The sequence below is a fragment of the Paraburkholderia sp. BR10882 genome (assembly GCF_040948855.1).
Lineage (GTDB): Bacteria > Pseudomonadota > Gammaproteobacteria > Burkholderiales > Burkholderiaceae > Paraburkholderia > Paraburkholderia nodosa_A.
The window spans coordinates 313,753-339,087 of sequence record NZ_JBFPKP010000006.1 but is presented as its reverse complement, the minus strand read 5'-3'; the positions used below and the strand labels follow the sequence as shown (position 1 = coordinate 339,087).

Sequence of the window (25,335 nt, the reverse complement as noted above, 5' to 3'; positions counted from 1 at the left end):
GATTGAATATCCAGTCACGGATTCACCGAACGCCTGACGCAAGCGTGTCCGAAGTTCGCCGATCCCCCTGACGCGCAGCGGCTTCGCCCGTTTGCTGTTGCGACGTCACCCTGTGAGCCGCCTCGACGTGCGAGGCGGCTCTTTTTTTGCCCCTGCGCTCCCCTTCGCAACACGTGCCAATGCGTACCCGATTCGCACAATCACGCTGCGGGCGGTGGCTATTCGTCGCGCGTAAGATGGCGCGATCGGCCGCCTTTCGCGACTCGCGGCTCAACTCGCGTCAACGGCAAAGGAGAGCGGCATGGCACAACGTTTCGATGCGATCGTGATCGGCACGGGGCAAAGCGGGCCGCCTCTCGCGGTGCGGCTTGGCAAGAGCGGCCGCAAGACCGCGGTGATCGAGCGCGCGTCATTCGGCGGGACCTGCGTAAACGTCGGCTGCACGCCGACCAAGGCCTACGTCGCCTGCGCACGTGCCGCCCATGTTGCGCGCCACGCGGCGGACTTCGGCGTGCAGATCGGCACGGGCGCGCAGCCCGGCGACGTGCGCGTCGATCTCGCGTTCGTGAAGGCGCGCAAGGAGCGCATCATCGGGGCGTCGCGCGACGGCGTCGAGCAGTGGCTGCGCCATGCGCCGAACGTCACCGTGTTCAAGGGTCACGCGCGCTTCACGGGCGCCCACACGGTGCGCGTGGCTGCGCACGACGGCGCGCAGGTCGATCTCGAAGCGCCCGAGATCTTCATCAACACGGGCACACGCGCGCTCATTCCTGCCATTTCCGGCGTCGAGACGATCCGCTACGAGACTAACTCGACGCTGCTCGCGCTCGCGCAACTCCCCGAGCATCTGGCGATCTGCGGCGGCAGCTACGTGGCGCTCGAATTCGCGCAGATGTTCCGCCGCTTCGGCAGCCGCGTGACGGTGCTCGTGCGCGGGCAGCGCGTCCTCGCACGCGAGGACGAGGATTATTCGCGCGCGGTCCAGGACGTGCTCGCGCGTGAAGGCGTGGAGTTTCGCTTCGGCGCCGAGCCGCGAAGCGTCGCGCCGCTCGATGGCCGGGCGGGCGTGCGCATCGCGCTCGACAGTGGTTCGCTCGACGTTTCGCATCTGCTCTTCGCGACTGGGCGCCTGCCTAACACTGACGATCTGGGGCTGGACGCGGCGGGCATCGAGCGCGACGCCCACGGGCTCATCGCCGTGGACGGCCAGTTGCGCACGCGCGTAGAGGGCATCTGGGCGCTCGGCGACGTGAATGGCCGCGGTGCGTTCACGCACACGTCATACGACGACTTTCAGATCGTCGCGGCGAATTTGCTGGACGGCAAAGCGCGCAGCGCCGACACACGCATTCCCGCCTACGCGGTGTTCGTCGATCCGCCGCTCGCGCGCGTCGGCATGAGTGAGCGCGAAGTGCGCGAGCGGGGCAAACCCGCGCTCATCGCCACCATGCCGATGTCGCGCGTGGGCCGCGCGCGCGAACGCGGCGAGACGGACGGCTTCATGAAAGCGCTGGTGGACCCGCCAACGCAACGTATTCTCGGCGCAGCGATCTTCGGTATCGAGGGCGACGAGGCGATCCACACGTTCATCGACACGATGACGGCCGACGCCCCCTATACGACGCTGCAATACGCGATGCACATCCACCCGACCGTGAGCGAGCTGGTGCCGACCTTGCTCGACGGCCTGAAACCTCTCGAATGAGCGCATTGGCATGAACGAACCGAACACGGTTGCATTCGGCAATCTCTTCGCAGGCATCGACGCAAATGCCGAGGATGAGCGCTTCGACACGCTCGTTTCGCGTGACGGGGTGCTGATCGAGCGCATCGTCTCCACGGGCCAGGCGAGCCCTCCGGGGTTCTGGTACGACGATGCGCGCGAGGAATGGGTGGCGCTTCTCGCCGGCGCGGCGACGCTGGAATTCGAGAACCCGGCAGTGCCGCCGCGACGCCTGCTGCCCGGCGACTATGTGCACATCCCGGCGCACTGCCGTCATCGCGTGTCATGGACCGATCCGACCGTGCCGAGCGTCTGGCTCGCGGTGTACGTCGGCGCAGCGCCTGAGGAAGGCGACGGCGAGGCGTGAGCGCGGTGATAATCGGCAGGATTCAACCGCAACGCAACTTCATGTCCGTGAAACATCCGCTACCTCCGCTACGTGTTGCACTGGTTTCCGACACGCATAATCTGCTGCGTCCGGAGCTACTCGCCTTCGTCGAGGGCGCGGACGCCATCGTGCATGCGGGCGACATCTGCGATCAGCGCGTGCTCGACATGCTCGCGGCCATCGCGCCGCTCACCGCCGTGCGCGGCAACAACGATCATGGCGCGTGGGCCGAGGCATTGCCGGTGCAAACGACCGTCGCGTTCGCTGGGCTCCGGCTTGCGGTGGTCCACGAATTACCTGACCTGCAGGGCGATCCTGCTGGCGAAGGCATTGCTGTGGTCGTGAGCGGGCATTCGCACAAGCCCGCGCTCGAAGCGCGCGAGGGGGTGCTGTATGTGAACCCCGGCAGCGCGGGGCCGCGCCGTTTCAAATTGCCGATCTCGGCAGCGATGCTGACGATCGGCGACGACGGCGCATTGGACGTCGAGCACGTCAATCTCGTCGAATAGGCTCAAGCGAGCGCGCAAGAAAAAAGGCCAGCATGAAGAGCTGGCCTTTTTGCGTTTCAGTGGTGCCCTATCAGGCGCGCACGGCGTTGGCGACAGCGTATTCCTCGTCGAGTTCGCGCGCGAGACGCACCCCGCGTAGCACCGCGTGTGCTTCCGCCCTGGTGCTCACGCTCGGCGCCGAGCCCGGCAGCGGGCGGCGCGCCGTTTCATGCAGCGCCAGCACCGAAATGATGCCGATCACGGCTGCGCCCATCAGGTAGTACGCGGGCATCATGAGGTTCTGCGTGTGCTGGACCAGCCATGCCGCCACGAGCGGCGTGGTACCGCCGAACAGCGACACCGAGACGTTGAAGCCGATGGCGAGCGCGCCGTAGCGGATCGCGGTCGGGAACAGCGCCGGCAGGGCCGAAGGCATCACGCCCGTGAAGCACGAGAGCAGCGCGCCGAGGATCAGGAGACCGAAAAACACCGGCACGAGGGCGCCCGTCTGGATCAGCGTGAGCGACGGGATCGACAGCAGGATCAGGCCCACGCAGCCCGCGAGCATCACGGGCTTGCGGCCCACGGCGTCGGACAGGCGGCCGAACGCGAGCGTCATCGGCATCATCAGCACCATCACGATCAGCACGAGGAAGAGGCCGTGCGTCTCGTTGAAGTGCAGCGTCGCCGAGAGGTAGCTCGGCAGGTACGACAGCGCCATGTAGTCGGTCACGTTGAAGATCAGCACGAGACCCACGCACAGCAGGAAGGGGCGCAGATGCTGTGTGAGGAGCGAATGCAGCGTGAGCTTGGGGCGCGTGTGCTCTTCGGCCTCGCGCAGTTCCGCTTCGCGCTTGAACGCCGGCGTTTCCTCGAGCTTCATGCGGATATAGAGACCGACGAGGCCGAGCGGGCCCGCGATCATGAACGGCACGCGCCAGCCCCAGTCGAGCAGTTGCTGGTGCGAGAGCACGGCGGTCAGCACGGCAACCGTGCCCGCGCCGAACACGTAGCCGATCAGCGTGCCGAACTCGAGGAAGCTGCCCATGAAGCCGCGGCGCTTGTCGGTGGCGAATTCGGCGATGAAGGTCGCCGCGCCGCCGTATTCGCCGCCGGTCGAGAAACCCTGAACGAGGCGTGCCACGAGCAGAAGCGCCGGCGCGGCAATGCCGATCGACTTGTACGAGGGAATCAAGCCGATGGCGAAGGTGCCGCAGGCCATCATGATCATCGTCATCGCGAGCACGCGCTGGCGGCCGATGCGGTCGCCGAGCGGCCCGAACACCATGCCGCCGATCGGGCGCACGACGAACGCGGCCGCGAATGTCCCGAACGTGGCGATGAGCTGCGCCGAGGGGCTGCTCGACGGGAAGAACACCTGGCCGAGCGTGACGGCGATGTAGCTGTACACGCCGAAGTCGAACCATTCCATGGCGTTGCCAAGCGCCATGGCGCCGACGGCGCGTTTGAGGAGGCTTTTGTCGACGATCGTGATGTCGTCGAGGGTAAGGTCGGTCTGGGCCGACGCGCCGGAAGTGGAAGCGGTCAAGGTCTGCATCTCCAATGACTGCGACGAACCCATGAGGGCCCGCCACGGTTGCCGGAGAGTACCGTTTCGCGATAGCGGCGACATTTCGCGCACGGCACGCCACGTTGCGTCAGCGACGAAGGCGGGCCGATGGTGCATCGCGCAAGGCGAGCGGCGCACGAAAGCAATGCTGAAGTGTCGCGAAACGACACTCGGACAAATTGTGTTTAACGTTGCGCCTGCGTGGCCGTGGATGGGGAGCAGGGCGCATGAGGACGCTGGACCGGCACGAGGTGCCTCGGATTGCCTGGTCAAAGCGCCACTGAAACGAAAAAGAAGCCCGCGTGGCGGAGCGTTCCTTTTGTCATATGCGCATTCGGAATGATGGCGTTTTTGGGCGCCGTGCCGAATGCAATTGATGGCTAATGCCTGTTGAACGAGGCCACATGTTAGCACGATAACGGAAGATCGCGCAAACCCAAGTATCTGCGGGGATTCGGGGCGCGGACTGGAAGCCCCACGCGGCGGGGGATTGCGCCGTTTCGATGGAACCGTTTCCGCGCCCTGGAATGCGCATGAAGCGCATAAAAAAACCGCGCCGGGGGCGCGGTTTTGCAGGCTAATCGGTTGCGTGATGCGGCTCAGGGACGGATCCCGGTGCGCATCGCGAGGCCTTAGCCTTCGGTCGGCGGCACGTAGCCCGAAGCCTGGTCGGCGCCTTCGCCGAAGAAGAACTTCTCGGTCTGCTTCATCAGGTACTGGCGCGCGCGCGGATCGGCCATGTTCAGGCGGTTTTCATTGATGAGCATGGTCTGCTGCTTGAGCCACTGCTGCCATGCCTCTTTCGAGACGCTTTCATAGATGCGCTTGCCGAGTTCGCCCGGCAGCGGCGGAAAGTCGAGACCTTCGGCTTCCTTGCCGAGCTTCGCGCATTGGATCATACGGGCCATGCTGTGCTTCTCCTGTAGTCGTATGTGTGGGTGGCGGCGCGCTCAGAGCTGTTTCATCAGCACGAGCGATTTGCGCTGCCAGTTATAGAGGCGGCGGCGGTCTTCGGGCAGGTCGTCGACCGTTGCCTTGACGAAGCCGCGCTTCAGGAACCAGTGTTCGGTGCGCGTGGTGAGCACGAAGATGCGTGTGAGACCGCGCGCCCGTGCACGCTGCTCGATGCGGCGCAAGAGACGTTCGCCGTCGCCGGAGCCTTGTGCTTCGGGAGAGACCGTGAGGCACGCCATTTCGCCGATACGCTCCTGAGAGTACGCGTAAAGCGCCGCGCAGCCGAACAGCACGCCATCGTGCTCGATCACCGAGAAGTGGTCGATGTCGCGCTCGATCTGGTGACGCCCGCGCCGCACGAGCGTGCCGTCGGTTTCGAGCGGCTCGATCAGCGTGAGAATGCCGCCGACGTCGTCAGGCGTGGCTTCGCGCAGGCTTTCCAGATTCTCGTACGAGATCATGGTGCCCACGCCGTCGTGCAAGAACAGTTCGAGCAGCAAGCCGCCGTCGAGCGCGTAGGGAATGATGTGCGCACGCCCCACGCCGCCGCGGCACGCGCGAATGGAGTGCTTCAGATAGAAGCCTTCGTCGCCGAGCACCGTGCCGCCTTCTTGCAGCTTGTAGGCGTCGTCGAGCGACATTTCGCGGATCAGCTCGCCTTCCTCGTCGATCAGGCCCTGCGTTTCCGTAAGGAAGACGATCTTGTCGGCGCGCAGCGCGATGGCTGCCGCCGAGGCGACGTCTTCCATCGACAGATTGAACGCCTCGCCCGTGGGCGAAAAACCGAGCGGCGAGAGCAGCACGAGCTTGCGGCTCGCGAGCGAGTGGCGGATCGAATCGGCGTCGATCTTGCGCACGACGCCCGTGTGCTGGAAGTCCACGCCGTCGAGAATGCCGACCGGCCGCGCCGTCACGAAGTTGCCCGACACCACGCTGATGTGCGCGTGCGCCATCGGCGTGTTCGGCAGACCCTGACTGATCGCGGCCTCGATGTCGAGACGCACTTCACCGGCCGCTTCCTTCGCCGATTCGAGCGCGCGGGCATTGGTGATGCGCATGCCGTGCGAGAACTCGGACTCGACGCCGTGCAGGCTCATCTGCTCCTCGACCTGCGGGCGCGAACCGTGCACGAGCACGATCTGGATGCCCATGGCCTGCAAGAGCGCGATGTCGGCGACGAGCGCGTTGAGCAGGTTCTGGTGCACGACCTCGCCGCCGAAACCGACGACGAACGTCTTGCCCTGGAACGCGTGGATGTAGGGCGCGACCGATCGCATCCAGTCGACGAACTGCGCGTGCTGCGCCATGATCTGCGAGTCGGAATCCGCAGCGGCGGCGGAGGCCGGCGCGCTGGCAGTAGCGGGGACGAGGTCGGTTTGGGAATTCATGCCCGGGATTATAATGCGCCCCCATGTCGAATGTACCCAAAAGACCTGCCTCGGCGCAGGGCAGCAACACCCCGGCCGGGAAGGAAACGGCGCAGGACGGCGCGAAAGCGAAAGGCGCGGCGCAGAAGTATGGCGACGGGCAAAAGCTCGCGTCGACGGACAAGCTTGCCGCGCTGATGGGCGGTGGCGCGTTGGGCGGCGCGCGCGTGCAGGACAAGCGTGCGGAGCAGAAGCAACCACAGGCGCAACAGCAGACGCCGCCGCGCGCGGAACAGCGCCCGGATCAGCGACCGGATCAGCAGCCGGATCAGCAACTGCATCAGCAGCCTGAGCAGGGAAACGAAACGAAACCCGCGCCGCAGTCGCCGTCACAATCGCCATCGCGAGGCGAACCGCGTGCGGAGCGCAGCGCCGCTCAGCCGGCCAGGCGACGCGAGGCGCGCGACGATCGACGCCCGGCGCAGCGAAACGAGCCACGAGATCGCCCGAACGAATCGCGCGAGGCACGCGCCGAGGCGCCGCGCAATCAACCGTCGCGCGCGCAGCAACCTCCGAAGCAGGCGAAGCCGCAGAACCCGCCGAATCCGCAGCGATCCGCCAAGCCGAAATCCGAACACGCGCCGCGCCCCGGCAGTGAAGGCGAACGTGATCGCGCGCCGCGCGCCGAACGCCAGGAACGTCCGCCGCGTGCACCACGCGCGCACATCGAGCCGAACAAGGTTCCGCCCATCACGTTCCCCGAAGCGCTGCCGGTCTCCGGCCGCCGCGAAGAGATCGCGCGTGCGATCGCACAGAATCAGGTCGTGATCGTGAGCGGCGAAACGGGCTCGGGCAAGACCACGCAGTTGCCGAAGATCGCGCTCGCGCTGGGTCGCGGCCTCGGCGCGGGCGGCACGGGTTTGATCGGCCATACGCAGCCGCGCCGGATTGCGGCCTCGGCCACGGCGCGGCGCATCGCCGACGAACTCAATACGCCGTTCGGCGAAGTGGTCGGCTACAAGGTGCGCTTCACCGACAATCTCTCGCCGGGCGCCTCGGTCAAGCTCATGACCGACGGCATCTTGCTCGCGGAGACGCAAACCGATCCGCTGCTCAAGGCCTACGACACGATCATCATCGACGAGGCGCACGAGCGCAGCCTGAACATCGACTTCCTGCTCGGCTATCTGAAAGAGATTCTGCCGCGCCGGCCCGACCTCAAGCTGATCGTGACGTCGGCGACCATCGACGCCGATCGCTTCGCGCGCCACTTCGGCAGCGAGGAAAAGCCCGCGCCGGTGATCGAGGTGAGCGGCCGGCTGTATCCGGTCGAAGTGCGCTATCGCCCGGTGCAGGAAGACAGCCCGGCGGTGAAGAACGCGCAGGGCACGACGGGCCGCGAAAAAGGTGCGAAGTCTCAGCGCGACACCGATCGCGACCTGATGGAAGCCATCGTCGATGCCGTCGACGAACTCTGCCGCGAGGGCTCGGGCGACGTGCTCGTGTTCCTGCCCGGCGAGCGCGAGATTCGCGACGCCGCGGAAGCACTACGCAAGCATCATCCGCCGCACACGGAAATCCTGCCGCTATTCGCGCGGCTGTCCGCGCAGGAGCAGGAGCGCGTCTTCAAGCCGTCGAATGCGCGCCGCATCGTGCTCGCGACCAATGTGGCCGAAACGTCGCTCACGGTGCCGGGCATCCGCTACGTGGTCGATACGGGCCTCGCGCGCGTGAAGCGCTATTCGTATCGCAACAAGGTCGAGCAGCTGCAGATCGAGTCGATTGCGCAGGCGGCGGCGAACCAGCGCGCGGGCCGTTGCGGGCGGGTCGCGGACGGCATCTGCATCCGGCTTTACGAGGAAGCGGATTTCATCGCACGGCCGCGCTTCTCCGATCCGGAAATCCTGCGCTCGTCGCTTGCCGCCGTGATTCTGCGCATGAAGTCGCTGCATCTCACGGCGATCGAGACGTTCCCGTTCATCGAGCCGCCGCCGGGCCGCGCGATCGCCGACGGCTATCAGCTGCTCAACGAACTCGGCGCCGTGGACGACGACAACGCGCTCACGCCGCTCGGCCGCGAACTCGCGCACCTGCCGCTCGATCCGCGTGTGGGACGCATGATTCTCGGCGCACGCGACGAGCAGGCGCTGCGCGAAGTGCTCATCATCGCGAGCGCGCTGTCGGTGCAGGATCCGCGCGACCGACCGATCGAGGCGCAGGAGCAGGCGGACCAGGCGCATCGGCGTTTTGCGGACGAACGCTCCGAGTTTCTGCAGTGGCTCAAGATCTGGGCCTGGTTCGAAGAGGCCGTCGCGCACAAGAAGTCCAACCGGCAACTGCTCGATGCGTGCCGCGCGAATTTTCTGTCGCACTTGCGTCTGCGCGAATGGCGCGACGTGCATTCGCAATTGCTGACGGTGGTGCGCGAGCATGGCTGGCGCATCAACGAAGCCGACGCGACCTACGAGCAGATCCATCACGCGCTGCTCACGGGCCTGCTCGGCAATATCGGCCTGAAGGCCGACGACGACCCGCATTACCTCGGCGCGCGCGGCATCAAGTTCCACTTGTGGCCGGGCTCGGCGCTCGTGAAGAAGGCGGGGCGCTGGGTGGTGGCCGCCGAACTCGTCGAAACGAGCCGCCTCTACGCGCGCTGCATCGCGAAGATCGAGCCCGAGTGGCTGGAGAAGGTCGGCGCGCATTTGCTGAAGACGTCGCTCTCCGAACCGCATTGGGAAAAACGCGCGGCGCAGGTGAGCGCGTTCGAGCGCGGGGTGCTGTATGGCCTGCCGGTGTATCAACGCAGGCGCGTGGCGTTCGGCAAGCAGGACCCGGCGCGCGCCCGCGAACTGTTCATTCGCGGCGCGCTCGTGGAGGGCGAGTTCGACACGAAGCTCGCGTTCTTCGCGCACAACCGCAAGCTGCTCGCCGATATCGAGCAACTGGAACACAAGTCGCGCCGCCAGGATGTGCTGGTCGATGATGAGCTGATCTACGGCTTCTACGATCAGGCGATTCCGGAAGGCATTTACTCGGGCGCGTCGTTCGAGCGCTGGTATCGCGACGAGGTGAGGAAGGGCGGCGAGCCCGAGGACAAGCTGCGTCTGTTGTACCTCTCTCGCGACGACCTGATGCGCCATGAGGCGGCGGGCGTGACGACCGAGCTGTTCCCGAAGCGCATGACGATGTCGGGCGTGGCGATGGCGCTCACGTATCACTTCGAGCCGGGCTCGCCGCGCGACGGCGTGACGCTCGCGGTGCCGCTCTACGCGCTCAACCAGGTCGATGCGCGCCGCTGCGAATGGCTCGTGCCGGGCATGCTCAAGGAGAAGGCGCAACTGCTGCTGAAGTCGCTGCCGCAGAAGCTGCGCCGCCACTGCGTGCCGCTGCCCGAGTACGCGGCCGGCTTCGCGGAGCGCGTGGGCGGCGAGCGTTTCGGCGCGGGCGGCCTGCTGGAAGCGCTGATCGCCGACGTGCGCGAGCAAAAGCAGATCGCCCTGAAGTCGGCCGACTTCAAGCTGGAGACGCTGCCTGCGCACCTCTTCATGAACTTCAAGGTGGTCGACGAGCACGGTCGCCAGCTCGCGATGGGCCGCAACCTCGCGCAACTGCGCGCCGAACTCGGCGCGCAGGCGCAGCAGCAATTCCAGAAGCTCGCGAGCGCGACGGCGCTCGCGGCACTGGAAACGCATGCGCAGGGCGGTGAGGCACCACAGAACGCGCCGGGCAAGCGCATCGCAAGCAACAACGCGCCGCAAAAGAGCAATGCACCACATACGCCCACGCTGGGCGACGGGGCGCCTGCCACGGCGCTCTACGAAAACCTCACGACGTGGAATTTCGGCAAGCTGCCCGAGCTGCTGGAAATCCGTCGCGGCGGACAAACGCTGTTCGGCTATCCCGCGCTCGTCGATCGCGGCACGCATTGCGACGTCGAAGTGTTCGATTCGCCGGAGGAGGCCGCACGCATCCATCGCGCGGGGCTGCGCCGGCTCTTCGCGCTGCAGTTGCGCGAGCCGATCCGCTACCTGGAGAAGAACCTGCCGGGCCTGCGCGAGATGGCGATGCAGTTCATGGCGCGCGCCACGCAGGAGGAGCTGCGCGACCAGCTGGTCGAACTCGCGCTCGATCGCGCCTGCCTGCAAGACCCGCTGCCCGATGACGACGCGAGCTTCCACGCACGCAAGGATGAAGGCCGCGGACGCCTTTCGCTGCTCGCGCAGGAAATCGCGCGGCTGGTCGGGCAGATCCTCGCGGAATACGCATCGTTGGCGAAGAAGCTCGTGCAGGCCAAGGCCTTTGGCGCGCCGGCCGCGGACATGCAGGCGCAGGTCGACGCGCTCATCAGCAAGCGCTTCATTCTGGAGACGCCCTATGCACAGCTCGTGCATTTCCCGCGCTACCTGAAGGGCGTCGCGCTGCGCATCGACAAGCTGCGCGCCGACCCCGCACGCGACGCGCGCCAGGCCGCCGAATTCCAGCCACTCGCGCAGCAGTATCAGCGCGCGCTCTCGCAGCGCGGGGGCGTGTTCGATCCGCGTCTTTCGGAGTTCCGCTGGCTGCTCGAAGAGCTGCGCATCTCGCTCTTCGCGCAGGAATTGCGCACACCGATGCCGGTCTCGGTCAAGCGCCTCCACAAGGTATGGGAATCGATGCAGCGATAAAGCGCATTGCGGGCCATAACAATTCTTCAAAATTGTTCGAAAAAGGGGCGCTCAATTGCGCCTCTTGCATATTTCAAGGGCTTTACGTCAACCTTGCTTGCGGGTAGACGTTCTACAATCACGAATCTGCCCGGGAACGATTCTTCATGCCGAACAACAACACCTTTAGCCGCGTCGCCGCCAAGGCCGCAACGTTTGCGCTCGCTTGCGCAGCGACGGTTGCCACTTTCGCCTCCACGGCCGCTTACGCGAATAACATCATCGTCCTGAATTCGGGCGAAGCCACGTTGAGCCTCATCGACGACAAGACGCACGAAGTCGTCGGCACCGTGCCCACGGGCAAGGAACCGCACCACCTCTTTCCCACGCCGGACAACACCTCGCTGATCGTCGCGAACTCGGTGTCGAACAACCTCCTGTTCGTCGATCCGAAGACCGGCAAGCCGCAGCGCTGGGTCGAAAACGTCGAAGACCCGTACCAGCTCGGCTTCTCGCCCGACCGCAAGTGGTTCGTGACCACGGGCCTGCGCCTCGACCGCCTCGACATCTACAACTACGCGGGCGGCAGCAACGTCACGCTCGCCAAACGCCTGCCGCTCTCGGCCATGCCGAGCCACCTGGCGTTCACGAACGACAGCCGCACCGTGTTCGTTTCGCTGCAGGTTTCCGGCGAAATCGCCGCGGTCGATCTGCCGACGCAGAAGGTGCTCTGGAAGATGAAGGTCGGCGCCGCGCCCGCTGGCCTGTGGCTCACGCCCGGCGACAAGTACCTGCTCGTCGGCATGACGGGCGCCGACTACGTGGCGGTGGTGGACTGGCGCAACCAGAAGATCGTGAAGACGATCCAGGTGGGCAAGGCCGCGCACAACTTCCGCTCGCTCGTGGACGGCCGCCATGTGCTGGTGTCGAGCCGCGTGGCGAACGTCATCAGCATCATCGACGAGGACACGCTCGAAAAGACCGGCGAGATCAGCGGCCTGATGCCCGGCCCCGACGACATGGAGCTGACCGCCGACAAGCGCTATCTGTGGGTGACGTTCCGTTTCGCGAAGCACATCGGCCTCATCGACATGCAAACCAGGAAGCTCATCAAAACCATCGCCGTGGGCCGCTCGCCGCATGGCATCTACTTCTACGATCGCGCGCCCGTCACGGCGCCGAACGGAGCTTAAGGCAACGGGGCGCGCGCATGGATACGGTGGCGTCGTTGCTGGCCTTCGTCGCGCACGCGGGCCAGTCCGTGATCGCGTCGGCAGACGACCTCGTCTCCTGGCTGCAAACGCTCCTCTACATCGACGTCATTCAGCCGCTGCTCTTCCGCGTCGGCATGATGGACGTGGACGAAGACACCTACGACGCACTGTACTGGGTGATCGTGGGTCTGCTCGAAGTGGGCCTGATGTACGCGCTGCTGCGCCCGCTCGAAGCGCTCGTGCCCGCGGAGAAGTGGCGCGACCGCAAGGGCGTGGGCGTCGACGCGCTCTACACGTGGGTCACGCGCCTCGGCATCCTGAACCTGCTGTTTTTCTTCACGATGCAGCCGTTCTTCGATCGTGCGCAGAGCGCGCTGCGGCTCATGGGCGTGAAGACGGTGGACCTCGACAATCTCTGGCCGGGCGTGAGCACGCAGCCACTCGTGGCGTTCGCGATCTATCTCGTGGTGCTCGACTTCTTCAGCTACTGGTACCACCGGCTTTCGCATCGCTACGGCGTCTGGTGGGAGTTGCACGCCGTGCACCACAGCCAGCGCAAGATGTCGCTCTGGTGCGACGACCGCAACCACCTGCTCGACGTGATCGGGCAGTCGTGCATGTTCGCCGCCGTGGCACTCGTCATCGGCGTGCCGCCCGCGCAATTCGTGGTGCTCGTCGCGCTCACGAACTTCGTGCAGAGCGTGCAGCACGCCAACATTCGCGTGCATTTCGGCTGGCTCGGCGAACGGCTGCTGGTGAGCCCGCGCTTTCACCGCCGCCATCACGCCGTCGGCTATGGCCACGAAGGCACCCACTATGGCTGCAACTTCGGCGTGCTGTTCCCCTGGTGGGACATGATGTTCGGCAGCGCGTCGTTCAATCGCGAGATCGAGCCCACGGGCATTCGCGATCAGCTCGAAGGCGTGAGCTATGGCGAGGGTTTCTGGGCGCAGCAGGGTTATGCGTTCACCCGCATCGCGCGGCGCCTGCGTTCGCGTTCGCACGCCGCCGCCGCCACGCCGGCCGAGGCGCGCGACGACGCCACCGTGACCTGAGCGCCGCCACGGCGTCCTTGCACTTGCTCGCACCCGTCTTACCCGCCATGCGCGCGGTGGTTTATGCTGTCGGCTTGGTCGCACCGATTTCGCCGACACCGTGTTCTCCACCCGTCCTTTTCGCCGTATTCCGCTCGCATGAATGACCTGTTGCGCTCGTTCGGACGCGCGCTCGCGAGCGTGTTCCATCCCGCCATGCTGCTGCTCACCTTCGTGCCATTTCTCGTGGCGGCGGCGGTGTGGGGCGCCGTGCTCTACGTGTTCTGGCAGCCGCTGCTCGACCTGATGCGCGGCGCGCTCGCGAACTGGTCCTCGACGGCCTACCTCTATCATCTGTTCGACGCGCTCGGTTTCGGCTGGCTGCGCGCGACGATCGCGCCGTTTCTCGTCATCATCCTGACGATTCCGCTCATCGTGATCACGGTGCTGCTGCTGATCGTCGCGATTTCGATGCCGCGCGTGATCCGCCATCTGTCGAAGCGCCAGTACGGGACGCTCGAGATGCGGCACGGCGGCAGTTGGTACGGCAGCCTGTTCTATTCGCTCGTCACGACGCTCGTCTGCCTGATCGTGATGATCGTGACGCTGCCGCTGTGGCTCATTCCGCCGTTCTTCGCGCTGATTCCGCCGCTGTTGTGGGGCTGGCTCACGTATCGGGTGATGACCTACGATGCGCTCGCGCTGCACGCAACCGTCGAAGAGCGCCGCACGCTGGTGCGCAGCCATCGGCTGCCGCTGCTCGTGATCGGCGTGGTGAGCGGACTGCTCGGCTCGCTGCCAACGGCCATCTGGGCCGTGTCCGCGTGGCTGCTGCTGTTCTTCCCGCTACTGGCGGCGGTGACCATCTGGATCTATGCGTTCATTCTGGTGTTCACGGCGCTCTGGTTCGGGCACTACTGCCTGCGGGCGCTGCAGCGCATGCGTGCCCACGATGTGCAGCAGGCGTCCGGCGACGTGACGATCGTGCACTAACGCTCAATCATCAAGACAATCCAACGAGGCGGCCCATGGCATTTGGCGTCATCATCATCGGCGATGAGATTCTCTCGGGGCGCCGCTCCGACAAGCATCTGCCGAAGGTCATCGAACTGCTCGGCGCGCGCGGCCTCTCGCTCGAGTGGGCCCAGTACGTGGGCGACGATCCCGAGCGCATCACCGAGACGCTGCGGCGCTCGTTCGCTTCGGGCGACATCGTGTTCTCGACGGGCGGCATCGGCGCGACGCCGGACGACCACACGCGCCAGTGCGCCGCTGCGGCGCTGGGGGTGCCGCTCGCGTTGCACCCTGACGCCGAGGTGGCGATCCGCGAGCGCATCCGCGACATGCACACGGGCGCCGATCCCGTGAATTACCAGTCGCCAGAGAATCTGCACCGCTTCCAGATGGGCACGTTCCCGCAGGGCTGCGAGATCATCCCGAACGGCTACAACAAGATTCCGGGTTTTTCGATTCGCGATCATTACTTCGTGCCCGGTTTTCCCGTGATGGCCTGGCCGATGATCGAATGGGTGCTCGACACGAAGTACGCGCACCTGCATCACCAGACGCCGCACGCCGAGAAGTCGCTGCTCGTGTTCGAGCTGCCGGAGTCGACGCTCACGCCGCTCATGGAGCGCATCGAGCGCGATTTTCCGGGCGTGCGGGTGTTTAGCCTGCCGAGCGTGGGCGATGCGGAGCGCGGCGGCATTTATGCGCGCCGGCACATCGATCTGGGCGTGAAGGGCGAGCCCGAGGCCGTGGCGGCCGCCTTCGTGAAGCTGCGTGAAGGCGTGCACGAGCTGGGCGGCGATGTGGTCGAGCCGGCGGCGCCGGGCGAGGGGACGCCCGATCGCGAACGCCGCAGCGCGCCGCGCGCCGGTTTTTGAATCAGCGTGTGAAGGTGGGCCGCGTGCGGCGGGAGGGCAGGCGGCGCATCATCGGCATGTCACACGGGGCGCTCAGAGTGGCCCGTTGGGTTGGAGCGGGGCGGTTTCAGGGTGTCAGGCGCCGATCCACGGCAGGCCGCGGAAGCACCAGCCCGTAACGGTCTTGCGGTGCCCCTGGCCGTCCTTGTCGCCTTCGAAGCCTTCGAGCAGGTCATAAGCCTTCGTGAAGCCGGCCTTGGCGGCCTCGATGGCGGCGAGCTTGGAGCGCGCGGCGCTGCGGCACAGGAACAGCACTGGCGCGTCGGCTTCCACGGCGCTCTTGAGCTGGGTGAGGAACTCGGCGTTGGGCACGCCGCCCGGATAGCGGGTCCATTCGACATGCGAATACTGGCCGTCGCCCACGACGGGACGGCCGACCCAGTCGAGTTCAGCGCGTGTGCGCACGTCGACGAGGCGCGCACGCGGGTCGAGCTGCAGAAGCTCGAATGCCTCTGCGGGCGACACCGCGCCCGCGTAGGGCAGCTGGTTCTCGACGCGGCGTTTCTCGGCCTGGGCGTACAACTGTTCGAGCGTACTCATGACAACGGATCTCCTGTTTCGCGTTGGACCAAAAAACCATTCTAGCGCGTAGGGACGGAGCGGGCTGGACGGTCCGGACAAGGTGAAACCGGACGTGCGCGATGGATGGGGGGGCACAAAGGGCGGGTTGCATTGAAATGGTGCATGCGAGGTGTTTTGCACCATAATGAAGAGAGATTCGCGCGCCAAATTCGGGATTGCACGAATTTGGTGCCGATGAGCCGCCACGGTGGCGGCTCCATAAAAGCGCGGCGCACGATTTTTGACTCCAAGTGCGTGTCGCGAAAGGGATTTGCGCCACGTTGGCGCATGCATGGCACGGAAGCTGCTTTATACGTCTCGATCGATTCGCAGCCGGCCAGCCAGGGCAGCAGGGCAGACCCGGGAAAGAGGCGGCCGGCGGGGATCAAACAAGATTGGGACGGCGGCAGCGTTCGCCGAAATCGTTAATCAGGAGAATAGGTTATGAGTAAATCCGTGGCCGACGTCATGCAACTCGTCAAGGACGAAGACGTCAAGTTTGTCGACTTCCGCTTCACGGACACGCGCGGCAAGGAGCAGCACGTTTCGGTTCCGCTGTCGGCATTCGACGAAGACAAGTTCGAGTCGGGTCATGCGTTTGACGGTTCGTCGATCGCCGGCTGGAAGGGCATCGAAGCCTCGGACATGTTGCTCGTGCCGGACCCGAACACGGCCTTCATCGACCCGTTCTACGAAGAATCGACGCTCGTGCTGACCTGCGACGTGGTCGAGCCGGCCGACGGCAAGGGCTACGAGCGCGACCCGCGTTCGCTCGCCAAGCGCGCTGAAGCCTACCTGAAGAGTACCGGCCTCGGCGACACCGCCTTCTTCGGTCCGGAGCCGGAATTCTTCATTTTCGATTCGGTCCAGTGGAACACGGATCAATCGGGCTGCTTCGTGAAGATCGGCTCGGATGAAGCACCGTGGTCGTCGGGCCGCGAAATCGAAGGCGGCAACACGGGTCACCGTCCGGGCACGAAGGGCGGCTACTTCCCGGTCGCACCGGTCGACACGTTCCAGGACATCCGCTCGGAAATGTGTCTGCTGCTCGAGCAGATCGGCATTCCGGTCGAAGTGCACCACCACGAAGTGGCGGGCCAGGGCCAGAACGAAATCGGCACGAAGTTCTCGACGCTGGTTCAGCGCGCGGACTGGACGCAGCAACTGAAGTACATCGTCCACAACGTCGCGCACACGTACGGCAAGACGGCGACGTTCATGCCGAAGCCGGTCGTCGGCGACAACGGTTCGGGCATGCACGTTCACCAGTCGATCTGGAAGGACGGCCAGAACCTGTTCGCGGGCAACGGCTACGCCGGTCTGTCGGAATTCGCGCTGTTCTACATCGGCGGCATCATCAAGCACGCTCGCGCGCTGAACGCCATCACGAACCCGGGTACGAACTCGTACAAGCGTCTCGTGCCGCACTTCGAAGCGCCGGTCAAGCTCGCTTACTCGGCACGCAATCGTTCGGCATCGATCCGTATTCCGCACGTGTCGAACCCGAAGGGCCGCCGTATCGAAACGCGCTTCCCGGATCCGCTCGCCAACCCGTACCTGTGCTTCTCGGCACTGATGATGGCAGGTCTGGACGGCGTGCAGAACAAGATCCATCCGGGCGAAGCCGCCGACAAGAACCTGTACGACCTGCCGCCGGAAGAGGATGCAAAGATCCCGACCGTCTGCGCCGGCCTCGACCAGGCGCTCGAAGCGCTCGACAAGGATCGCGAGTTCCTGACGCGCGGTGGTGTGTTCACCGACGGCATGATCGACGCGTACCTCGCGCTGAAGGAAAGCGAACTGCAACGCGTGCGTATGACCACGCACCCGGTCGAGTTCGAACTGTACTACTCGCTGTAATTGGCGATGGCGCTTCGCTGCATGCTACACAGCGAAGCGCCGGTTCAGTTTCTTCGACTCGCAGGACGCGTGCGCGTTGGGTCTCCAAGGGACGGCGGTGCCGTCCCTTTTTCGTTGGGACGCCTGTCGCTCGTCGACGAGACGTATCGACCCGCTAGTTGACCAGCGTATTGACCAGAACTAACGACCAGGACCGTTGCTGGCGCGCCGCATGGCGTCCGGCCTGAAACATGGTGCTCAAGAATCTGATCAGGGCAAGAAAGGGCCACGCCGAACCGCTCTCCGACGACGCGCCGCTCGTCGAGTCGGGCCTGCTGCCCGGCTTCGAGGCGCTGCCCACGGTCGTGCTCGTGCTCGACAAGCGCACATTGCGCGTTGCCTTCGCGAATCCGTCGGCGGAGGCGATGCTCGATCTCTCGCGCCGTCAGCTCGCGCAGATGGGGTGGTCCGATCTCTTCTCGAATGCGGACGAGCTGCTTTCGACGATCGCGTCGATCGCCGAGCATCGCTTTCACGCGACGCGGCTCGACGCTTCGCTGGAACGCCCCGGACGCGAGCCGCTGAACGTGCATGTGGTCGTGGGCTTTCTCGAAAGCACGCCCGATTACGTGCTGCTCGAACTCTTCGAGAACGAGCGGCATCTGCGCAGCGACCGCGAGGAGCGTATTCACGACCTCACGGCCGTGAACAAGCATCTGATCCGCAATCTCGCGCACGAGATCAAGAATCCGCTCGGCGGTATTCGCGGCGCGGCGCAGTTGCTCGAATTCGAACTCGGTGCGCTGGAGCGCGACGAGCTGCGCGAGTACACGCAGGTGATCATCAAGGAGTCGGACCGCCTGCAGACGCTCGTCGACCGGTTGCTGGAGCCGCACCGGCATCCGCATATCGTCGGCGACGTGAACATTCACGAAGTATGCGAGCGCGTGCGCGCCGTGATCCTCGCGGAGTTCCCGCGCGGCCTCACCATCGAGCGCGACTACGACGTGAGCGTGCCCGACCTGCGCGGCGACAAGGAGCAGTTGATCCAGGCACTGCTGAACATCGTGCGCAACGCGGCGCAGGCGCTGCGCGAACGCATTTCGCAGGGCGACGCGCGCATTGAATTGCGCACGCGCATTGCGCGCAAGGTCACGATTTCCAAACGCTTGTGCAAGCTGGCACTGGACTTGCATATCACTGACAACGGGCCCGGCATTCCCGAGGAGATTCGCGACCGCATCTTCTATCCGCTCGTCTCCGGACGCGAGGATGGCAGCGGTCTCGGCCTCACGCTCGCGCAGACGTTCGTCCAGCAGCACGACGGACTGATCGAAGTGGATAGCCGGCCGGGACACACCGAGTTTCAGATACTGCTGCCGCTCGAAAGTTGAATCGATAGCTAGACCTGAATTGAGACTTACCGATACCGCACGCCACCAGGACTTCTGACCGAACTTATGAAGCCGATCTGGATAGTAGACGACGACCAATCGATACGCTGGGTGCTAGAAAAGGCCCTCGCCCGCGAAAACTTCGCTACCCGCAGCTTTTCGAACGTGCGCGAAGCCGCGAGCGCGCTCGATCACGACAGCCCGCAGGTGCTCGTCTCCGACATCCGCATGCCGGGCGGCTCGGGCCTCGAGCTGCTGCAAACCGTGCGTGAGCGCGTGCCGGGCTTGCCCGTCATCATCATGACGGCGTTCTCCGACCTCGACAGCGCCGTTGCCGCGTTTCAGGGCGGCGCGTTCGAGTATCTCGCCAAGCCGTTCGACGTCGACAAGGCCGTCGAGCTGATTCGCCGCGCCGTGGACGAAAGCATGCGGGGCGAGCAGCAGTGGGACGAGCGTCCCGCCGAAGCGCCCGAGATGCTTGGCCAGGCGCCGGCCATGCAGGACATGTTTCGCGCCATCGGGCGGCTTTCGCATTCGGCGGCCACCGTGCTCATCACCGGCGAGTCTGGCACCGGAAAGGAGCTTGTCGCGCGCGCCTTGCACCGACATAGCCCACGCGCGAACGGTCCGTTCATCGCGCTGAACACTGCGGCGATCCCGAAGGATCTTCTGGAATCCGAACTGTTCGGCCACGAGCGCGGTGCGTTCACCGGCGCGCAGGCCATGCGCCAGGGCCGCTTCGAGCAGGCCGAGAACGGCACGCTGTTCCTCGACGAAATCGGCGACATGCCGTTCGACCTGCAAACGCGCCTCTTGCGTGTGCTCTCCGATGGGCAGTTCTACCGCGTGGGCGGGCACAACCCGCTGCGTGCGAACGTGCGCGTGATCGCCGCGACGCACCAGAACCTCGAAACGCGTGTGCGCCAGGGGCTGTTCCGTGAGGACTTGTATCACCGGCTCAACGTGATTCGGCTGCGTTTGCCTGCGCTGCGCGAACGCAGCGAGGACATTCCGCTGCTCACGCGCCACTTTCTCCAGAAGAGCGCGCGCGAGCTGGGCGTGGAGCCCAAGCGCGTGTCGGACGAGGCGCTCGCGTGGATGTCGTCGCTACCGTTTCCCGGCAATGTGCGTCAGCTCGAGAATCTCGCGAACTGGCTCACCGTGATGGCGCCCGCGCAGACCATCGAGATCAAGGATCTGCCGCCTGACCTCGTGCCTGCGCACGGCTCCGCGGGAGCGGTGGTGCATCTCGCCGATGCTTCGGCCGCCTCCGAAGTGGGCGCGGCGGCCAATGGCGCGGGCGGCGTTTCGCCGGTTGCGGGCGCCGTGGCCGGCGCGGGCTTGCCCGGCGTGATCGGCGGCGTGGTGTTCGGCACGCCCGCGTTCGGTGCGTCCAACGGCGCCGTTGCCGCAGTCTCGGCGCTGAGCGTGTGGGAGAGCGGTCTGCGCACGGAAGTCGCGCGTCTGTTGCGCGAAAACAGCGCCGACGTCATGGACGAACTCTCGCGCCGCTTCGAAGCCGCCGTGATCCGCGAGGCGCTCGACTTCACGCGCGGGCGCAAGGTCGAGGCGGCCGAGCGTCTTGGCATCGGCCGCAACACCATCACGCGCAAGATCCAGGAACTCAATCTGGAATGAGCGCGTACTAGCTTGTGGCACCGGTCCGGTCTCGCGTCACGCGAGCCGGCCCGGCGCGCAGTGCATCGGCGCGCACACAGGGCATAATCGACGCTGTTTTCCTGTCGACGACCGATCATGCCCGTGACTTCTCCCTGGCCCACCGAGGCCGATCCGTACCTTTCGCTCGAATCGCTCGACGACCCTGCCGTCATGGCCTGGGTCGAATCGCAGAACGCGCGCACGCGCGCCGCGTGGCAAGGTGGTGCGCGCTTCGAGGCGCTCGAGAAGCGCCTCGCGCAGGCCTACCTGCCGCGCGAGCGGCCCGTGATCCCGAGCCGCTGGCAGGAATGGGCCTACGATCTCTGGGAGGACGAAGACAATCCCAAGGGCCTGTGGCGCCGCGCGCTTTGGGCCGACTGGCGCGCCCACGAGCCGCAGTGGCAAACGCTCATCGACTTCGACGCGCTCGGCGCGAAAGAAGGCATGCCATGGGTGTGCGCCGGCATCGACATCCTCTACCCTGACGGCGACCGCGCGCTGATCCAGCTTTCCGATGGCGGCTCCGATGCGGTCATCGTGCGCGAGTTCGACATCGTGAAGTGCGAGTTCCTCGACGATGGTTTCGCCATCGCGAAGGAAGGCAAGCACATCATTTCGTGGATCGATCGCGATACCGTGTACCTGGGATGGGACGCGGGCGGCAAGAGCGGCAAGAAGATGCTCACGCGCTCGGGCTATCCGCGCGAGGTGCGCCGCTGGACGCGCGGCACCGCGCTCGCCGACGCACCCGTGGTGTTCAGCGGCGAGTTCGACGACATCAGCGTGGAGGGCGACTACGATCCGGTCGAGAAGCGCCACGACGTGGTGCGCAGTGTCGACTTCTTCGATTCATACACCTATCGTCTCGATGAGCGCGGCGACTGGCAGGTGTACGACGTGCCTACGCATGTCTCGGTCGGCGCGTGGCACGGCTGGCTGCTGCTCGAGCCGCGCCTCGACTGGAGCGTTGCGGGCGTGACGTACAAGGGCGGTGCGTTGCTCGTGATCCGCGAAGACGCTTTCCTCGCGGGCGATCGCGCGTTCACGACGCTCTTCACGCCCACGCCAGTTACGTCGGCGTGCGACTGGACCAATACGCTCAATGTCTTGATCGTCTCCTGGCTCGATGATGTGGAAAGCCGCACGATGCTATGGCAGCCGCAGCAGGACGATGGCGCATGGCGCTGGGAGTCGCGCGTGTTTCCTGCGCGTGCGAGTTCGCAGGTGGATGTCTCGCCCATCGAAGACACGCTCAACGACGAGGTATTCGTCGACGTCGACGATTACCTGCTGCCGCCCGAATACTGGCTCGCCGATCTCGCGCAAACCGATCTCCAGCAGTGGGAATTGCTCGACCGCTGGCCCACACAGTTCGATTCCGGCCCGCTCGCGGTGATCCGCTCGCACGCGCGCTCGGCGGACGGCACGAGCGTCCCGTTTACCGTGATCGGCCCGAAGGCCGTACTCGAAGGCGAGTCGCGCAAGGCGTCGCCGTGCCTGCTCACGGGCTACGGCGGCTTCGCCATCGCGCTCACGCCGCAATACCTCGTCGGCTCGGGCATTGGCTGGCTGGAGCAGGGTGGCGTGGTGGCGATCGCGCACATCCGCGGCGGCGGCGAGTACGGCACCGCCTGGCACGTCGAGGCGCAGCGCGAGCATCGCCAGCGCTCGTTCGACGACTTCATCGCGGTGGCTGAGCAGTTGATCGCCGATGGCTACACGAGCGCCGCGCAACTGGGCATCAAGGGCGGCAGCAATGGCGGGCTCCTCGTGGGCGCGTGCATGGTGCAGCGCCCCGAGCTGTTCGGCGCCGTGGTGTGCGAGGTGCCGCTGCTCGACATGCAGCGCTACCCGCTGCTGCATGCGGGTGCGTCATGGATCGACGAATATGGCGATCCTGAGGATGCCGAAGAGTCGCGTGCGTTGGCCGCCTATTCGCCTTACCACCATGTGAAGCCCGGTGTCGTGTATCCGCCGTCGCTGTTCACGACTTCGACGAGCGACGACCGCGTGCACCCCTCACACGCGCGCAAGATGGTCGCACGCATGGAGCAGCAGGGGCATGCGAACGTCTGGTATCTGGAGAACACCGAAGGCGGTCACGGCCCCGGCAGCGATTCGCTCGAGCGCGCGGAGTATGACGCCCTCGTTTATCGCTTTCTGTGGACCACGCTCGCGGGGAACTGGTAAGGCGCGCGTTCAGCCCGCCATATCGAGCGTGGCGATCACCGGTGTGTGATCGGACGGTTGTTCCCATTTGCGCGGCACCTTGTCGACTTCACACGCGGTGAGGTGCCCGGCGAGCGCGGGCGAGAGCAGGATATGGTCGATGCGCAAGCCCGCGTTGCGGCGAAACGCGAACATGCGATAGTCCCACCACGTGAAGAGCTTTTCGGGCTGCTCGAACTGGCGGAACGCATCGACGAAACCCAGTTCGATCAGGCGGCGAAACTGCGCGCGCTCTTCGGGCGAGACGAGGTTCTGGCCTTCCCAGGCCTTCGGATCGTGCACGTCGCGGTCTTCGGGCGCGATGTTGTAGTCGCCGAGCAGCGCGAGCTTCGGGTAGCGCTGCATCTCCTGCGCGAGCCAGTCGTGCATGGCGTCGAGCCATTGCAGCTTGTACGCGAACTTTTCGGTGCCGGGCGCCTGGCCGTTGGGGAAATACGCGCTCACCACGCGCACGTCGCCGATGGTCGTGGCAATCACGCGCTGCTGCGGATCTTCGAAGCCCGGAATGTTGCGCACGACCGTGGCCTCGTCGACGAACAGGCCTTCGCGCACGAGGATGCCCACGCCGTTATAGGTCTTCTGGCCCGCGAACCAGCTGCGATAGCCGTGCGCCTCGAGTTCGGCACGCGGGAACTTGTCGTCGGTGAGCTTGAGTTCCTGGAGGCAGAGCACGTCGGTCTTGCTCTCGTTGAGCCAGTCGATGACGTGCTGCAGACGGACCTTGAGGGAGTTGACGTTCCATGTTGCGATTTTCATGTGAGGCTCGATAGGGTGACGGTGTGCATTCGGTGCACTTCGCCGCCATTATCGCCTGCTTCGCCAGGCGGGCAACAGTTGCCTCACCATTGCTCGAGCCACGGCCGCAGATCGAGTTCGTGTGTCCACGCATCGCGCGGCTGCTGGTGCAGCGTCCAGTAGGCGTCGGCGATGTGCTCGGGGTTCAGGATGCCGTCGCGTTCCTTGAGCTTGTAGCGCTCGGGAAAATTCTCGCGGATGAACTCGGTATCGATCGCGCCATCGACAATGATCTGCCCGACGTGAATGCCCTGCGGACCGAGTTCGCGCGCCATCGACTGGGCGAGGGCGCGCAGCGCGTGCTTCGCGCTTGCGAACGCCGCGAAGCCCTCGCGCCCGCGCAGGCTCGCGGTGGCGCCCGTGAAGAAGATCGAACCGCGCTCGCGCGGCAGCATCACTTTTGCGGCTTCGCGACCCATCAAAAACCCGGCGAAGCAGGCCATTTCCCAGACTTTCTGATAGACGCGCGCCGTGGTTTCGGTAATGCCGAAGCGCACGTTCGCGCCGATATTGAAGATCGCCACCTCGATGGGCGCGATGCGCGTTTCGATCTCCGAGAAGAGCGCGATCATGTCCTCTTCCTTGCGCGCGTCCGAGCCGAAGGCGTGCGCTTCGCCGCCCTCGGCTTCGATCTGCGCGACGAGCGGCGCGAGCTTGTCGGCATTGCGGCGCGTCACGCACGCAATGTAGCCCTCGCGTGCGAAGCGGCGCGCGATGGCGCCTCCGGTGGCGTCGCCTGCGCCGATTACCAATACGGCTTTCTTTTGCGTCATGGTGCTTGTCTCACTGTCGATTGCAGCGGCCCGGTTTCAGGTATCTTAGGACGTCGGCGCGCCCGGGCAAAGGTGCGCGAATTCACATAGGGGAGACACGATGGCTGACATCAAGGTGCAGTTTCTGTTCGACTTCGGCAGTCCTAACGCTTACCTGTGCCACAAGGTGATCGGCGGCATCGAAGCGCGCCGGCAGGTGCGTTTCGAGTATGTGCCGATCCTGCTTGGCGGCCTCTTCAAGCTGAGCGGCAATCGCTCGCCGGCCGAGGCGTTCGCGGACATCGAAAACAAGCGCAAGTTCATGATCCTCGAGATGCGGCGCTTCATAGAGCGGCATGGGCTGAGCGCTTATCGGCCCAATCCGCACTTCCCGGTGAATACATTGCAGATCATGCGCGGCGCGATTGCGGCGCAGCGCTTCGGCACGTTCGAGCGCTACGTGGACCGCATGTTCGCGCACATGTGGGAAGAGGGCCTCAAGATGGACGACCCCGCCGTGATCCGCGCGGCGCTGGAGGCGGACGGCCTCGATGCCACGGCATTCGAAACGGCGGTTCAGGACGCCGATGTGAAAGCCGCACTGCTTGCGAACACGCAGTCGGCGTTCGAGCGCGGCGCATTTGGTTCGCCGACGTTCTTCGTCGGCGAGGAAATGTACTTCGGTAAGGATCAACTGCGCGACGTCGAAGAGGAAATCGCGCGCGTGAAGTCGCACGCGTAAAAGGCGTTGCATCACGAGGCGAGGCGGATGCGGCATGATCGCTCCCGCCTCGCGCTGC

General features: G+C 65.3%; 19 protein-coding genes. 13 read left to right on the top strand and 6 right to left on the bottom strand.

The features are described from left to right. Nucleotides 1-301 precede the first annotated feature (301 nt). The 3 genes from AB3X99_RS18395 to AB3X99_RS18385 are packed head-to-tail and all read left to right on the top strand — an operon-like array spanning nucleotide 302 to nucleotide 2,620. Nucleotides 302-1,705 (top strand): FAD-containing oxidoreductase, encoded by a 1,404-nt coding sequence (locus AB3X99_RS18395; RefSeq protein ID WP_368617713.1) that lies wholly within the window; start codon nucleotides 302-304, stop codon nucleotides 1,703-1,705. 10 nt (nucleotides 1,706-1,715) lie between these two features. Then, nucleotides 1,716-2,090, top strand: coding sequence for a cupin domain-containing protein (locus AB3X99_RS18390; protein WP_069268158.1), 375 nt, complete (start codon nucleotides 1,716-1,718; stop codon nucleotides 2,088-2,090). A gap of 41 nt (nucleotides 2,091-2,131) precedes the next feature. Further along, nucleotides 2,132-2,620, top strand: coding sequence for a metallophosphoesterase (locus AB3X99_RS18385; protein ID WP_368617712.1), 489 nt, complete (start codon nucleotides 2,132-2,134; stop codon nucleotides 2,618-2,620). 70 nt (nucleotides 2,621-2,690) lie between these two features. On the opposite strand, the gene proP is transcribed toward AB3X99_RS18385, so the two are convergent. From proP to argA, 3 genes are all read right to left on the bottom strand, one after another. Beyond that, on the bottom strand, nucleotides 2,691-4,157 hold the full coding sequence (gene proP / locus AB3X99_RS18380; protein ID WP_141710863.1) for a glycine betaine/L-proline transporter ProP: 1,467 nt from the start codon (nucleotides 4,155-4,157) through the stop codon (nucleotides 2,691-2,693). 644 nt (nucleotides 4,158-4,801) lie between these two features. Then, nucleotides 4,802-5,077, bottom strand: coding sequence for an oxidative damage protection protein (locus tag AB3X99_RS18375; protein WP_069268157.1), 276 nt, complete (start codon nucleotides 5,075-5,077; stop codon nucleotides 4,802-4,804). 42 nt (nucleotides 5,078-5,119) lie between these two features. Next, a complete protein-coding gene (gene argA / locus AB3X99_RS18370; protein WP_069268156.1) occupies nucleotides 5,120-6,511 on the bottom strand; it encodes an amino-acid N-acetyltransferase in 1,392 nt (463 codons plus the stop codon). Nucleotides 6,512-6,534: 23 nt separating this feature from the next. Between argA and hrpA the strand changes: the two genes are divergently transcribed. The 5 genes from hrpA to AB3X99_RS18345 all read left to right on the top strand — a co-directional run bounded on the left by hrpA (nucleotide 6,535) and on the right by AB3X99_RS18345 (nucleotide 15,267). After that, nucleotides 6,535-11,154: an ATP-dependent RNA helicase HrpA gene (gene hrpA / locus AB3X99_RS18365; RefSeq protein ID WP_368617711.1), complete on the top strand. Its 4,620-nt coding sequence runs from the start codon at nucleotides 6,535-6,537 to the stop codon at nucleotides 11,152-11,154. Nucleotides 11,155-11,300: 146 nt separating this feature from the next. Beyond that, complete coding sequence (locus AB3X99_RS18360; protein WP_368617710.1) at nucleotides 11,301-12,326, top strand: beta-propeller fold lactonase family protein; 1,026 nt, start codon at nucleotides 11,301-11,303, stop codon at nucleotides 12,324-12,326. Between the two features lie 17 nt (nucleotides 12,327-12,343). Then, nucleotides 12,344-13,402 carry a sterol desaturase family protein gene (locus tag AB3X99_RS18355; RefSeq protein WP_342945911.1) on the top strand — a complete coding sequence of 353 codons (1,059 nt, stop codon included), beginning with the start codon at nucleotides 12,344-12,346 and terminating at the stop codon, nucleotides 13,400-13,402. 138 nt (nucleotides 13,403-13,540) lie between these two features. Further along, nucleotides 13,541-14,374, top strand: a complete 834-nt coding sequence (locus AB3X99_RS18350) for an EI24 domain-containing protein (protein ID WP_368617709.1) — start codon at nucleotides 13,541-13,543, stop codon at nucleotides 14,372-14,374. A 35-nt stretch (nucleotides 14,375-14,409) separates the two neighbouring features. After that, entirely contained in the window at nucleotides 14,410-15,267 is an 858-nt protein-coding gene (locus tag AB3X99_RS18345; protein ID WP_342945910.1) for a molybdopterin-binding protein, read from the top strand. Nucleotides 15,268-15,381: 114 nt separating this feature from the next. Here the strand turns inward: AB3X99_RS18345 and AB3X99_RS18340 are convergent, their stop codons facing one another. Further along, on the bottom strand, nucleotides 15,382-15,846 hold the full coding sequence (locus AB3X99_RS18340) for a rhodanese-like domain-containing protein (protein WP_133181498.1): 465 nt from the start codon (nucleotides 15,844-15,846) through the stop codon (nucleotides 15,382-15,384). Nucleotides 15,847-16,311: 465 nt separating this feature from the next. On the opposite strand from AB3X99_RS18340, the gene glnA reads away from it, so the two are divergent. From glnA to AB3X99_RS18320, 4 genes are all read left to right on the top strand, one after another. Next, on the top strand, nucleotides 16,312-17,727 hold the full coding sequence (glnA, locus tag AB3X99_RS18335; protein WP_042264808.1) for a type I glutamate--ammonia ligase: 1,416 nt from the start codon (nucleotides 16,312-16,314) through the stop codon (nucleotides 17,725-17,727). A gap of 230 nt (nucleotides 17,728-17,957) precedes the next feature. Beyond that, on the top strand, nucleotides 17,958-19,100 hold the full coding sequence (gene glnL, locus AB3X99_RS18330) for a nitrogen regulation protein NR(II) (protein WP_069268150.1): 1,143 nt from the start codon (nucleotides 17,958-17,960) through the stop codon (nucleotides 19,098-19,100). Nucleotides 19,101-19,166: 66 nt separating this feature from the next. Next, nucleotides 19,167-20,738: a nitrogen regulation protein NR(I) gene (ntrC, locus tag AB3X99_RS18325; RefSeq protein WP_368606285.1), complete on the top strand. Its 1,572-nt coding sequence runs from the start codon at nucleotides 19,167-19,169 to the stop codon at nucleotides 20,736-20,738. A 117-nt stretch (nucleotides 20,739-20,855) separates the two neighbouring features. After that, nucleotides 20,856-22,949, top strand: coding sequence for a prolyl oligopeptidase family protein (locus AB3X99_RS18320; RefSeq protein ID WP_368617708.1), 2,094 nt, complete (start codon nucleotides 20,856-20,858; stop codon nucleotides 22,947-22,949). A 9-nt stretch (nucleotides 22,950-22,958) separates the two neighbouring features. On the opposite strand, the gene xth is transcribed toward AB3X99_RS18320, so the two are convergent. Both xth and AB3X99_RS18310 read right to left on the bottom strand, forming a co-directional pair. Continuing rightward, nucleotides 22,959-23,744 (bottom strand): exodeoxyribonuclease III, encoded by a 786-nt coding sequence (xth, locus tag AB3X99_RS18315; RefSeq protein ID WP_069268147.1) that lies wholly within the window; start codon nucleotides 23,742-23,744, stop codon nucleotides 22,959-22,961. 83 nt (nucleotides 23,745-23,827) lie between these two features. Further along, complete coding sequence (locus AB3X99_RS18310; protein WP_368617707.1) at nucleotides 23,828-24,556, bottom strand: SDR family oxidoreductase; 729 nt, start codon at nucleotides 24,554-24,556, stop codon at nucleotides 23,828-23,830. Between the two features lie 100 nt (nucleotides 24,557-24,656). Here AB3X99_RS18310 and AB3X99_RS18305 point away from each other — a divergent pair, with 100 nt between their 5' ends. Next, nucleotides 24,657-25,277, top strand: a complete 621-nt coding sequence (locus AB3X99_RS18305) for a 2-hydroxychromene-2-carboxylate isomerase (protein WP_368617706.1) — start codon at nucleotides 24,657-24,659, stop codon at nucleotides 25,275-25,277. Nucleotides 25,278-25,335: the final 58 nt, after the last annotated feature.

What these genes read in the sequence shown, in the direction of transcription:
- AB3X99_RS18305 (WP_368617706.1), top strand. Translation starts at nt 24,657, where the DNA reads ATGGCTGACATCAAGGTGCAGTTTCTGTTCGACTTCGGCAGTCCTAAC.
- glnL (WP_069268150.1), top strand. Translation starts at nt 17,958, where the DNA reads ATGGTGCTCAAGAATCTGATCAGGGCAAGAAAGGGCCACGCCGAACCG.
- AB3X99_RS18390 (WP_069268158.1), top strand. Translation starts at nt 1,716, where the DNA reads ATGAACGAACCGAACACGGTTGCATTCGGCAATCTCTTCGCAGGCATC.
- AB3X99_RS18310 (WP_368617707.1), bottom strand. Translation starts at nt 24,556, where the DNA reads ATGACGCAAAAGAAAGCCGTATTGGTAATCGGCGCAGGCGACGCCACC.
- hrpA (WP_368617711.1), top strand. Translation starts at nt 6,535, where the DNA reads ATGTCGAATGTACCCAAAAGACCTGCCTCGGCGCAGGGCAGCAACACC.
- AB3X99_RS18320 (WP_368617708.1), top strand. Translation starts at nt 20,856, where the DNA reads ATGCCCGTGACTTCTCCCTGGCCCACCGAGGCCGATCCGTACCTTTCG.
- AB3X99_RS18395 (WP_368617713.1), top strand. Translation starts at nt 302, where the DNA reads ATGGCACAACGTTTCGATGCGATCGTGATCGGCACGGGGCAAAGCGGG.
- argA (WP_069268156.1), bottom strand. Translation starts at nt 6,511, where the DNA reads ATGAATTCCCAAACCGACCTCGTCCCCGCTACTGCCAGCGCGCCGGCC.
- AB3X99_RS18355 (WP_342945911.1), top strand. Translation starts at nt 12,344, where the DNA reads ATGGATACGGTGGCGTCGTTGCTGGCCTTCGTCGCGCACGCGGGCCAG.
- proP (WP_141710863.1), bottom strand. Translation starts at nt 4,157, where the DNA reads ATGCAGACCTTGACCGCTTCCACTTCCGGCGCGTCGGCCCAGACCGAC.
- AB3X99_RS18350 (WP_368617709.1), top strand. Translation starts at nt 13,541, where the DNA reads ATGAATGACCTGTTGCGCTCGTTCGGACGCGCGCTCGCGAGCGTGTTC.
- AB3X99_RS18340 (WP_133181498.1), bottom strand. Translation starts at nt 15,846, where the DNA reads ATGAGTACGCTCGAACAGTTGTACGCCCAGGCCGAGAAACGCCGCGTC.
- ntrC (WP_368606285.1), top strand. Translation starts at nt 19,167, where the DNA reads ATGAAGCCGATCTGGATAGTAGACGACGACCAATCGATACGCTGGGTG.
- AB3X99_RS18375 (WP_069268157.1), bottom strand. Translation starts at nt 5,077, where the DNA reads ATGGCCCGTATGATCCAATGCGCGAAGCTCGGCAAGGAAGCCGAAGGT.
- glnA (WP_042264808.1), top strand. Translation starts at nt 16,312, where the DNA reads ATGAGTAAATCCGTGGCCGACGTCATGCAACTCGTCAAGGACGAAGAC.
- AB3X99_RS18385 (WP_368617712.1), top strand. Translation starts at nt 2,132, where the DNA reads ATGTCCGTGAAACATCCGCTACCTCCGCTACGTGTTGCACTGGTTTCC.
- AB3X99_RS18345 (WP_342945910.1), top strand. Translation starts at nt 14,410, where the DNA reads ATGGCATTTGGCGTCATCATCATCGGCGATGAGATTCTCTCGGGGCGC.
- AB3X99_RS18360 (WP_368617710.1), top strand. Translation starts at nt 11,301, where the DNA reads ATGCCGAACAACAACACCTTTAGCCGCGTCGCCGCCAAGGCCGCAACG.
- xth (WP_069268147.1), bottom strand. Translation starts at nt 23,744, where the DNA reads ATGAAAATCGCAACATGGAACGTCAACTCCCTCAAGGTCCGTCTGCAG.